General features: G+C 70.8%; 11 protein-coding genes. 2 read left to right on the forward strand and 9 right to left on the reverse strand.

Going from position 1 to position 10172, the window contains the following annotated elements:
• The first annotated feature begins 38 nt into the window (after positions 1-38).
• Both BLT97_RS35040 and BLT97_RS35045 read left to right on the forward strand, forming a co-directional pair.
• Positions 39-764, forward strand: coding sequence for a VWA domain-containing protein (locus BLT97_RS35040; protein ID WP_093617710.1), 726 nt, complete (start codon positions 39-41; stop codon positions 762-764).
• 102 nt (positions 765-866) lie between these two features.
• Positions 867-1724 carry a GNAT family N-acetyltransferase gene (locus BLT97_RS35045; RefSeq protein ID WP_093617712.1) on the forward strand — a complete coding sequence of 286 codons (858 nt, stop codon included), beginning with the start codon at positions 867-869 and terminating at the stop codon, positions 1722-1724.
• Positions 1725-1762: 38 nt separating this feature from the next.
• On the opposite strand, the gene BLT97_RS35050 is transcribed toward BLT97_RS35045, so the two are convergent.
• From BLT97_RS35050 to BLT97_RS35090, 9 genes are all read right to left on the reverse strand, one after another.
• Positions 1763-2326 carry a DUF5709 domain-containing protein gene (locus BLT97_RS35050; protein WP_093617714.1) on the reverse strand — a complete coding sequence of 188 codons (564 nt, stop codon included), beginning with the start codon at positions 2324-2326 and terminating at the stop codon, positions 1763-1765.
• Between the two features lie 151 nt (positions 2327-2477).
• On the reverse strand, positions 2478-2861 hold the full coding sequence (locus BLT97_RS35055; protein WP_245769719.1) for a hypothetical protein: 384 nt from the start codon (positions 2859-2861) through the stop codon (positions 2478-2480).
• A 43-nt stretch (positions 2862-2904) separates the two neighbouring features.
• Positions 2905-3870 (reverse strand): LLM class F420-dependent oxidoreductase, encoded by a 966-nt coding sequence (locus BLT97_RS35060; protein WP_093617716.1) that lies wholly within the window; start codon positions 3868-3870, stop codon positions 2905-2907.
• 91 nt (positions 3871-3961) lie between these two features.
• Positions 3962-4951: a glutathione S-transferase family protein gene (locus BLT97_RS35065; protein WP_093617718.1), complete on the reverse strand. Its 990-nt coding sequence runs from the start codon at positions 4949-4951 to the stop codon at positions 3962-3964.
• 75 nt (positions 4952-5026) lie between these two features.
• On the reverse strand, positions 5027-5377 hold the full coding sequence (locus BLT97_RS35070) for a hypothetical protein (RefSeq protein ID WP_093617720.1): 351 nt from the start codon (positions 5375-5377) through the stop codon (positions 5027-5029).
• 9 nt (positions 5378-5386) lie between these two features.
• Positions 5387-5827 (reverse strand): SRPBCC family protein, encoded by a 441-nt coding sequence (locus BLT97_RS35075; RefSeq protein ID WP_093617722.1) that lies wholly within the window; start codon positions 5825-5827, stop codon positions 5387-5389.
• A 39-nt stretch (positions 5828-5866) separates the two neighbouring features.
• The gene (locus tag BLT97_RS35080; RefSeq protein WP_093617724.1) at positions 5867-6961 is read right to left on the reverse strand and encodes a baeRF3 domain-containing protein; all 1095 of its coding nucleotides are present in this window, start codon (positions 6959-6961) and stop codon (positions 5867-5869) included.
• A gap of 14 nt (positions 6962-6975) precedes the next feature.
• Positions 6976-8235 carry an arginine deiminase gene (locus tag BLT97_RS35085; RefSeq protein ID WP_093617726.1) on the reverse strand — a complete coding sequence of 420 codons (1260 nt, stop codon included), beginning with the start codon at positions 8233-8235 and terminating at the stop codon, positions 6976-6978.
• Between the two features lie 60 nt (positions 8236-8295).
• A complete protein-coding gene (locus tag BLT97_RS35090) occupies positions 8296-9747 on the reverse strand; it encodes a basic amino acid/polyamine antiporter (RefSeq protein ID WP_093617728.1) in 1452 nt (483 codons plus the stop codon).
• Positions 9748-10172: the final 425 nt, after the last annotated feature.

Here is a 10172-nt window from a genome sequence, read left to right on the forward strand (position 1 = left end):
GCCGTCCGGAGGGAACGGCGAGGCAGGGGGCACAGGGCATGGCGGCGATCAGTCTGCGCAAGGTGGAGGAGACCGCGCCCGCGCTGGTCAGCCTGTACAAGAGCGCGGGGGTGTCGCTGGCCAAGCACGGCCTCGGACACCAACGCGCCGCCGTCTACCTGGTCGTGGACTACTCGGGCTCGATGAAGCCGTACTACAAGAACGGCAGCGTGCAGGCGCTGGCCGACCGGGTGCTCGGTCTCTCCGCCCATCTCGACGACGACGGTCAAGTCCCCACCGTCTTCTTCTCCACCGACATCGACGCGGTCGAGACCATCGGCCTCGCGGGCCACGAGGGCCGGATCGAGCAGATCGTGTCCCGGCTCGGCCACATGGGCAAGACCAGCTACCACCTCGCGATGGACGCGGTGATCGACCACTACCTCGACAGCAACCCCACCGCCCCGGCGCTCGTGGTCTTCCAGACCGACGGCGGGCCCATCAACAAGCTCGCCGCCGAACGGTACGTGTGCAAGGCGGCGAAGCTGCCGATGTTCTGGCAGTTCATCGGCTTCGGCGATCCGCACAGCAAGCAGTTCGACTTCCTGCGCAAGCTCGACGAACTCGCCGTCCCCCAGCGGCGCGTGGTCGACAACGCGGGGTTCTTCCACGCCGGCCACGACCCGCTGGCCGTGCCGGACGACGTCCTGTACGACCGGCTCGTCGGGGAGTTCCCGCGCTGGCTCGAGGCTGCGCAGGCGCAGGGCATCCGGCCGGGCGCATAGCCGCACCGCGCGCGTTGCCGGGGCGGGTGCCGCTCAACCGCACGCCGCGACGGCCCTGTCGGTCCCGCTAGGCTCCATGGCACCCGAGTCGAAGGAGTGCCCATGCCCGCGCCGGAGCCGACCGACCTCTCGCAGCTGCCGATACGCCGGCTCGCGAGCACCGAGCTCGCCGCGATCCAGGACCTGGCCTACGGCAGGGACTGGTACTACCCGGACCGCACCTGGCAGTTGCTCTTCGGCATCGGCGAGCTGCACGGCGTCTTCGACGGGCACGGGCGTCTGCTCTCGGTCGGCGCCCTGAGCCGCTTCGGCGCGCGGCTCGCCGCAATCGGGATGGTCATGACGGATCCCGGCCACGAGGGGCGGGGCCTGTCCCGGCGCGTGATGAGCCGCCTCATCGAGCGCGCGGGCGACGCACAGGTCACGCTCTACGCCACCACGGCCGGCCGTCCGCTGTACGAGAAGCTCGGGTTCACCGCCACCGGCTCCAGCACCATGTTCACCGGCCGGCCCGTCGCGGTCACGCCTTCCGGGCGCTCACGCCCCGCCGTGCCCGCCGATCTGCCGCGCCTGCTCGAACTCGACGCCCGCGCCATGGGGGTCGACCGCTCCCCGCTGCTGATCCGGCTCTTCGACTACGCGGACCGGCTGCGCGTCATCGAGGAGGACGGGCGGCTGCTCGCGTACGGGGGTGCGTGGCGCGGCTCCGACAAGGTCGTGATCGGGCCGCTGATCGCACACCGGGACCAGGACGCGCTCGACCTCCTCGACGACATCGCGGCCTCCGTACGCGGCACCGTCCGGCTCGAAGCGCACAGCGAGCGCCCGCACCTTGCGGAGTGGGCCACCGCCCACAAGCTCGGCGAGCAGGCCACGATCACGCCCATGGCGCTGCGGGACCAAGCCCTGCCCGGTGAGCGGGAGTTGTGGCACGTGCCGTTCTCCGTCGCCGTGAACTGACGAGGCGGGGGGCGGGTCGGCGGGTACGCGGCGCCCGGTCAGGTGTCGCGCGGTGACGGCGTGACGTGCACCGCGGCCTCCTCGGCCCCTGCGGCGCCGCCGTCCACCCCGCGGTCGGCGGCGACCTCCTCCTTCGTGGTCACCTCGCGCACGCCCTCGTCCGGGGCGACCAGGCGCCCGGCGCGCTCCGCGCCCGCCTCCGGGTCGACCGGCTCGCCCTCACCGCCGGGCAGATCGCCCACCGGCTCGCCGCCGCTCTCGCCGCGCTCGCCGGGTTCGCCGGGTTCGCCGCGTTCAGCGACGGCCTCGTCCGGCGCGGGCTGGGTCGTGTCGGGGACTTCCTGCCGCAGGCGCTCGTCCAGGCTCTCGCCCTCGTGCTGCTCCGCGGCCGTGACGCCCGTCTTCGTCACACCGAGGGGCTTCTCCGGCGGTGAGTAGCCCTCGTCGAGGATGTCGTCCGCGTCCCGTTCGTCCAGGGCGTCCTGGAGGTCGAGGGGCGCGGCGTCCTCCTGCTCCTCGTTGCTCCCGGTGGGCTGGTGGACCTCGTCCGCCATGCTCGCGTGGATGTCCTCCGGCGTGATGTCCTGCTCGTCGTCGCTCATGACCGCCTCGCGTTCGTTCGTGTTTCGGCCGCCCCGATGCGGCCAAAGTCGCCGCAGGGGGACGGACCTGACGCAGTACCCCGCGCACGCAGGCGCATGCGGTGATCGCGTCGGCTGGGCGTGGCCCCGGCCGCACCGCGTCGGACTCCCGTCAGCTCAGCCGCAGTTGTGCGTCCACCTCCTGGTCGCCGGAGGCGCTGCCGAGGTCCGCGACCGCGAACGCGGCCTCCAGTGCCTCCCGCAGCCGCGCCACCGCGACAGGGCCGCCTTGCAGCTGCGCCGTGACAGGTCCTTCGAGGCGTACGTCCGGGCCGGGGTGCGGGCGGTGCGCCGCAGCGAAGGTGCCGATCCACACCGCGGGCGTCCGGCTTCCGGCCGGCAGCGGCCCGCCGGGGTCGCGGTCGGAGGGGAACTGCTCCCGCAGGACCGTGAACACCGCTTCGGCATCGGCCGCGGAGCATTCGCCCAGGACGACCTGCACCTGGTCGACGGAGGGCGCGTCCGCCGAGACGTTCCGGCCGGGTGAGCCGTTCATGGGGTCTCCTCGCTCTCCTTGCGTGCCTGTCTTCAAGTTCCTGTCACAACTCGCGCAGCGCGGGCAGCAGTTCCTTCTCGGCCCAGTCGATGTACGGGCGCTGGTGGTCGCCGCCCACCTGGACCAGGGCGATCTCCGTGAAGCCGGCTTCCGCGTAGGGGCGGACCGCTTCCACGAACGCCTCGACGTCGTCCCCGCAGGGGATCTTCTCGGCGATGTCCTGCGGCGTGACGTACTGCGTCGCCGCGCTGAACGCGCTGGGCCCCGGCAGGGCGGCGTTGACCGGCCAGCCGCCGACGGCCCAGCGGAACTGCTCGTGGGCGCGGGCGACCGCCGCGTCCTTGTCCCGGTCGAAGCAGACGGGCAGCTGTCCCACCCTCGGCTTGCCCGCGCCTCCGTGCCGGTCGAAGGACTCCAGGAGCTCCGCCTCGGGCTCGGTCGCGATGACCAGATCCGCGTGCTTGCCCGCGAGCGCGCAGGACAGCTCGCCCGACACCGCGATGCCGAGGGGCACCGGCTCGTCGGGCAGGTCCCACAGGCGCGCATCAGCCACGTCGAAGTGGGTGCCTTCGTGGTTCACATTGCCCCCGGCGAACAGCGCGCGGATGATCCCGACCGCTTCCTCCAGCATGTCGAGGCGCACCCGTGCGGAGGGCCAACCGCCGCCGACCACATGCTCGTTGAGGTTCTCGCCGGAGCCGAGCCCTAGCCGGAACCGCCCTTCGGACAGGAGCTGCATCGTCGCGGCCTTCTGCGCCACGACGGCCGGGTGGTAGCGGGTGGTCGGGCAGGTCACGTACGTCATGAGCGGGATCCGCGAGGTGGCCTGTGCCGCGGCCCCGAGCACGCTCCAGGCGTACGGGGAATGTCCCTGGGACTCCAGCCACGGGAAGTAGTGGTCCGAGGTGACGGAGAAGTCGAAGCCCGCCCGTTCCGCGGCGACGACATCGTCGACGAGCGCCCGGGGGCCTGCCTGCTCGGTCATCATCGTGTAGCCGATTTGCACCATAGAGCCCGATTTTCCAACGGGGCCCGTCTGAAACATCCGGGCCCCGGACAGGGCGCACACGGGCAGCAGCCGACCCTCCCGGCCGCGTCGGTCAGGCGGTGAGCGGCGGGACGCGCTCGCCCTCGGGCGGCGGTCCCGGCGGAGTGCCGTCGCCGAACGGGCGCCCGCCCAGGGCCTCCCGCCCGTGCGGGGTCAGCCAGCCCTGTGGCGCGGGTCCTGCCGGGACGATGCCGGTCGGGTTGATGGTGCGGTGCACCCCGTAGTAGTGCGTCTTGATCTGCTCGAAGTCGATGGTGTCGCCGAAGCCCGGGGTCTGGAACAGGTCTCGCGCGTACGCCCACAGGGCGGGCAGCTCGGTGAGCTTGTGCCGGTTGCACTTGAAGTGGCCGTGGTAGACCGCGTCGAACCGGACCAGCGTCACGAAGAGCCGTACATCCGCCTCGGTGATCGAGTCACCCACCAGGTACCGGCGGGTGGAGAGCCGCTCCTCCAGCCGGTCCATCCGCTCCCACAGGGCCCGGTAGGCCCGCTCGTACGCCTCCTGGGAGGTGGCGAACCCGCACTTGTACACCCCGTTGTTGAGGTCGGCGAACACCTGGTCCGCGATCTCGTCGATCTCGTCGCGGAGCTTCTCGGGGTACAGGTCGGGAGCGCCCTCGCGCTGGTGCGCCCGCCACTCGTGGCCCAGGTCGAGGGTGATCTGCGCGAAGTCGTTCGTCACGACCTTGCCGGTGGGGATGTCCACGATCGCCGGCACGGTGATGCCGAGGGGGTAGTCGGGGTCGCGCGCGAAGAACGCCTCCTGGAGGCGCTCGATGCCGAGCACGGGGTCCTTGCCGTCCGGGTCGAGGTGGAAGGACCAGCTGCGCTCGTCGTGCAGCGGTCCGGCGATACCCATCGACAGGACGCCCTCGAGCCCCATCAGCCGCCGCACGATCGCCGCTCGGTTCGCCCAGGGGCACGCACGGGCGATGACCAGCCGGTAGCGGCCCGGCTCGACGGGATATCCGTCGCGCCCGTCCTCCGTGATCCGCGTGGTGATGTACCGCTGGTCCCTCTTGAACTCTCCGTCACCGGCCATGAATTGAGCCTACTGCGCCGCCGGGGAGACGGCAGATCCGCGCCGCCTCGGGGCAGCCGGCAGGTCTGCGTCGTGTCAGTCGCCCTGCGCCCACGCGGCACACGGAAGCGAGAGGTAGACGCCGACGTCGCGCAGCCCTGTGGCGGCGACGATGTTCGCGTGGAGGGTGTCGATGCGCTCCTGCCGGTTCGCGGCCCGGCTCTCGAACCACTTGGACTTCACCTCGATCACCACCTCGAGACCGCTGCGGTCCAGCGGACCGCGCTGCCGGAAGCGGAGCTCCACATCTCCCGGCCGCAGGTCCCCGTCGTACGGCTCCTCGGGGCACTGCACGGCGAGGGACACGAGATGGGGCAGCGCGTCGCCCAGGGCGCGGAGTCCGGGTTCGGCGACGGAGGGTGCATAGGTGATGTCCACGAGCGGCATCGGGCCACTCTAGAGCTGGTGCTCGCGCTCGGCGATCCGCGCCAGCTTCGTGAGCATCATGCCGTTGCGGACCTTCACCAAGTAGTCCACCGGAAGGCCGTGCATCCTGCTGCCCGGGCCGCGGATGGGGTGCCAGTCGAGGATGAAGAGGGTGTTCTCGCCCCAGGGGATCAGCTTCATCGCGATACGGGCTGCTCCGAACGGGCCTGCCTTCGCCTCCAGTTCCAGGCGCTCCTGCGGGACGCAGATGCGCACGGTGGAGGTGTCGTCGAGGGTGGCGGCGCCGAGGCCCACGCGGACTTTCAGCTGGGAGCCGACCGCCGGCCAGTGCGGGTCGGCCGCGAGCACCTGCTGCGTTCCGGTGACCCACTCCCCGTAGCGCCGTCCGCTGGACAGGAGATCCCAGACCTCGGCCGGTGAGCTCTGGATCAGACAGCGATTGCGTGCCATGTGGCGCTTCCTTCCGTCGTGAGGTGACCCCGTGGCGCGTCAGTAGCGCAGGACTCCCGCGATCCGCCCCGCGGCGGACAGGGCGTCGTCGGGCACGAAGTGCACCTCGGCGCCGGTCTCCAGGGCCTGTTCGACGATCTCGTCCACGATGTCCTCGCGTGCGTCGAGGTCGGTGGGCACGGCCGGTTCCAGGTGGTCGAGGTAGTCGCGGACCACGGTCTTGAAGTGCTCCTCCACGACGAGGAGCCGGATCCTGCCGTCGAACGCGGCCTCGGCGACCTCGTCGAGACCGCCGGCGAACTGCTTTTGTCCGCGGGCCGTTTCGAGTGCGGCGAGGGCCGCCGCGTGCTCGGCTTTCGCCCGCTCGGCCTGCACGGGTTCGAGCACGCGCTGCACCTGCGCGGCCGGTCCCGCGCCGAGGCCGCCGCGCCGAATGGTGGTCGTGTCCCGTGCCAGGGGGCCGAACTCTTCCATGAGGGCGAGCGCCGCGGCCTCGCCGATCAGGTACAGCGGGCGGGGTGCGGAGTCCACGACCGTCCTGAGCGCCTCGTGTGCCTGCCGCAGGAACTGGCGGGTCTGCTCGTCGCGGAAGGTGCTCGGCAGATCCCCGAAGCGCTCCTTGCGCTCCGCGTCGGGGTCTTCGAGGCTCCGTACCAGCGGAAAGCCGTCCCCGGTGTGCTCACCGGTCCGCCGGTCGTCGCCGCTCCACAGACAGACCCGGTCGGCCGCCACGGTGAGGGCCCAGAAGGGCCGGACCGCGGCCCGTGCCGCGGCGAGGTTGCGGGTGAGGAAGGTGTCGGAGAGCACGACGCGTTCGGGGACTTCGCGCGGCACGGACCAGACGTGGTGCTCGCCGGGCGCCACGAAGATGACGAGGCCGTCCTCGGCGTGGGCGAGGTCCACGTCCTGCAGCGCCTGTTCCAGGCGGCTCTCCACTTCCGTGCGCCGCTCGCGTGTGACGGCCGGGTCGGCGGCGAGCTGTTCCCTGGCCCGCGCGATGAGATTGCGGAGCCGTACGGGATCCTGCGCGTTCTCCGGCTCGCGGCGGTGCGTCGGCATGAGCAGCGATACGGCCGGATAGGGCCGTTCCTGGCGCAGCCGGGCCAGGACGTCGCTGCCGGGGAGGGAGTCCATGGGATCGGCTCCCCTCAGAAGTCCACGGGTTCGCGGATGATCGGGCAGGTCATGCAGTGTCCGCCGCCGCGCCCGCGGCCGAGTTCGGCGCCGACGATGGTGATGACCTCGACCCCGGCCTTGCGCAGCAGGGTGTTGGTCTGGGTGTTGCGGTCGTAGGTGAAGACGACTCCGGGTTCGAGGGCCACGGCGTTGTTGCCGCTGTCCCACTGCTGGCGCTCGGAGGCGTAGACGTCGCCGCCCGTCTCGATCACCTGGAGGCTCGGCAGCCCGAGCCCCTTGGCCACGACGTCGACGAAGGGGGTGCTGCCCTCGTCGGTGATGTGCAGCCCGGACGGGTCGGAGCCGGGGCGCAGCGAGAAGGTGTGGACCGAGTCCATGATGCGCGGGTAGAGGGTGACGATGTCGCGGTCGGCGAAGGTGAACACGGTGTCGAGGTGCATCGCGGCACGGAGTTTGGGCATGCCGGCGACGATGACGTGTGCGGCGGCGCCGTTCTCGAAGAGGGCGGCGGCGACCTGGGTGATGGCCTGGCGTGAGGTGCGTTCGCTCATGCCCATGAGGACGACCCCGTTGCCGACGGGCAGGATGTCGCCGCCTTCGAACGTGGCCTGGCCCCAGTCGCGTTCGGGATCGCCCCACCACACCGTGGAGCCCTTGAAGTCGGGGTGGAACTCGTAGATCGCCTTCATGAGGAGGGTCTCGTCGTGCCGGGCGGGCCAGTACAGCGGGTTCATGGTGAGGCCGCCGTACAGCCAGCAGGTGGTGTCGCGGGTGTAGAGGGTGTTGGGCAGCGGCGGCATCAAGTACTCGCGCGCGCCCGCGGATTCACGGGCGAGCGCCACATAGTCGGGGCGGAACTCGTCGGGCAGATCGGTGGTGGCCAGGCCGCCGATGAGGTACTCGGCGAGCTCGCGCGGTTGCAGCGACTCGAGGAAGGCCCGGGTGTCGTCGATGAGCCCGAGGCCGACCTGGTTGGGGACGATCTTGCGGTCCAGGAGCCAGGACTTGGCCGCGTCGATCGCCATCGTCTCGGCGAGCAGGTTGTGCAGCTCGACCACCTCGACCCCGCGCTGTTCCAGCTTGTTGACGAAGTCGGCGTGGTCGCGCTGGGCGTTCTCCACCCACATGACGTCGTCGAAGAGCAGGTCGTCGGAGTTGGTGGGGGTGAGCCTGCGGTGGGCGAGCCCGGGAGCGCACACGAGGACCTTGTGCAGGCGTCCCACTTCGGAGTGGACCCCGTACGACTGGGACGGAGTGCTCGGACTGGTCATGGTGTCCTCCCTGACAGGAGTGCGAGGGCGAATGCCGTGGAGCGCGGGGACGGTGCGGGGTCAGAGGCTGATCCACCCTGCGGCCAGCGCGATGATCCCGATGACGGCGCCGGCGACGGAGACGGCCAGGACGACGAGTTCACGGGGCGAGAAGAGCTTGCGCCCCTGCTCGCGGCGGGCCATGACGAAGAGGATCGTGGCGGGCGCGTAGAGGATGAAGGACATCAGCAGGAAGCGCAGTCCGGCCGCGTAGATCAGGAACGCGGTGTAGAGCAGGGCGATGACCGCCATGGTCAGTTCGCGCGACGAGGTCCTGCCGCCTTCGGTCAGCGGGTCGTTCCGTGTGCCGATCTTCACGGCGAAGGCGGCCGCCAGCAGATAGGGGATCAGGGACAGGGCGCTGGTGAGGTCGAGCGCGAAGTTGAAGGCGTCGTCGGAGAACGCGGTGACGACCAGCACGACCTGCGACAGGGCCGTGGTCATGATCAGGGCGGGCACGGGCACGTCGGCCCGGTTGGAGCGGCCGAGGAACCGCGGCATGTCGTCGTCCTTGGCGGCGACGAACAGGACTTCGGCGGACATCAGCGTCCAGGCGAGGTAGGCGCCGAGCACCGAGACGATCAGTCCGACGCTGATGAACACCTTGCCCCAGGTCCCGACCGCTTCTTCGAGCGCGCCGGCCATGGAGGGCTGGCGCAGCTCGGCGATCTGTTCCATCGGCATGATCCCGTACGAGACGATCACGACGGAGGCGAAGACGGCGAAGACGCTGAGGAAGCCGAGGATGGTCGCCTTGCCCACGTCGGAGCGCTTCTTGGCGTGCCGGGAGTAGACGCTGGCGCCCTCGACGCCGAGGAACACGAAGACGGTGGCGAGCATGGTGCCGCGCACCTGGCTGAACAGGGAGCCGTAGGAGTCGCCGCCGCCCCAGTTGTCCGCGAACACGGAGGGGTCGAAGTAGAAGAGCGCCAGGAGGACGAAGACCAGGATCGGCACGATCTTCGCCACGGTGACGATCTTGTTGATCGCGGCGGCTTCCTTCACACCGCGGCGGATCATGAAGAAGAACGCCCACAGGCCCGCCGAGGAGAGCAGGATGGCGAGCGCTGTGTCGCCGTCGCCCAGGGCAGGCCAGATCGCGCCGATCGTCGACATGATGAGGACCCAGTACGTCACGTTGCCCACGCACGCACTGGCCCAGTAGCCGAAGGCCGAGAAGAAGCCGAGGTACTCGCCGAACCCGGCCTTCGCGTACGCGTAGACACCGGCGTCCAGATCGGGGCGGCGCACGGCCAGCGACTGGAACACGAAGGCCAGCATCAGCATGCCGGCGCCGGCGATGGCCCAGGCGATCAGCGCCCCGGCCACCCCGGTCTCCTCCGCGAAGCGCCGCGGCAGCGAGAACACGCCGGCTCCCACCATGGAGCCGACGACCATCGTGGTCAGGGTGAAGAGCGTGAGCTTGACGGCCGGCGTCGACTGCGGCTCGGCACCGGTGGTGGCCTGCGTCATGACGTCCCTCCGGTCCTCACAGGACGGGCCGGCCCGGACACCTGTGCCCCTTTTGGTACCTCAGGTTCCTTTTGTACTCTGTTCGGCTTACCTGCGCATGCCGGGTCCCAGTGGCCTGCCCGGGAACGTGGAGACGGGTGCTGCCCGGGCCGTCGGCAGGTCACAAATGGCCGATATCACCCCTCTCGCCGATCCTGGAGTCACCTCCTCCGGCCCGGAATCACCCTCCGGCCCGCGCGAAAGGAACACCTCGTGAGCAAGGAACACCTCATGAGCGCAGGCAGGCCCCGGGCCGGCCGCCGGACTCCGCGCCGCAGCCTGGCCGCGCTGGCCGTGTGTGCCGCGGTCACCGGCGCCGCGCTGGCCGGTTGCGGCAGTGACGGCGGCGACGACGCGGCCGCGACGCCCACGGCGCGGGCGACCCC

It is taken from the genome of Streptomyces indicus, assembly GCF_900100315.1.
In the GTDB taxonomy this organism is placed as follows: Bacteria; Actinomycetota; Actinomycetes; order Streptomycetales; family Streptomycetaceae; genus Streptomyces; species Streptomyces indicus.

What these genes read in the sequence shown, in the direction of transcription:
- BLT97_RS35040 (WP_093617710.1), top strand. Translation starts at nt 39, where the DNA reads ATGGCGGCGATCAGTCTGCGCAAGGTGGAGGAGACCGCGCCCGCGCTG.
- BLT97_RS35045 (WP_093617712.1), top strand. Translation starts at nt 867, where the DNA reads ATGCCCGCGCCGGAGCCGACCGACCTCTCGCAGCTGCCGATACGCCGG.
- BLT97_RS35050 (WP_093617714.1), bottom strand. Translation starts at nt 2,326, where the DNA reads ATGAGCGACGACGAGCAGGACATCACGCCGGAGGACATCCACGCGAGC.
- BLT97_RS35055 (WP_245769719.1), bottom strand. Translation starts at nt 2,861, where the DNA reads ATGAACGGCTCACCCGGCCGGAACGTCTCGGCGGACGCGCCCTCCGTC.
- BLT97_RS35060 (WP_093617716.1), bottom strand. Translation starts at nt 3,870, where the DNA reads ATGGTGCAAATCGGCTACACGATGATGACCGAGCAGGCAGGCCCCCGG.
- BLT97_RS35065 (WP_093617718.1), bottom strand. Translation starts at nt 4,951, where the DNA reads ATGGCCGGTGACGGAGAGTTCAAGAGGGACCAGCGGTACATCACCACG.
- BLT97_RS35070 (WP_093617720.1), bottom strand. Translation starts at nt 5,377, where the DNA reads ATGCCGCTCGTGGACATCACCTATGCACCCTCCGTCGCCGAACCCGGA.
- BLT97_RS35075 (WP_093617722.1), bottom strand. Translation starts at nt 5,827, where the DNA reads ATGGCACGCAATCGCTGTCTGATCCAGAGCTCACCGGCCGAGGTCTGG.
- BLT97_RS35080 (WP_093617724.1), bottom strand. Translation starts at nt 6,961, where the DNA reads ATGGACTCCCTCCCCGGCAGCGACGTCCTGGCCCGGCTGCGCCAGGAA.
- BLT97_RS35085 (WP_093617726.1), bottom strand. Translation starts at nt 8,235, where the DNA reads ATGACCAGTCCGAGCACTCCGTCCCAGTCGTACGGGGTCCACTCCGAA.
- BLT97_RS35090 (WP_093617728.1), bottom strand. Translation starts at nt 9,747, where the DNA reads ATGACGCAGGCCACCACCGGTGCCGAGCCGCAGTCGACGCCGGCCGTC.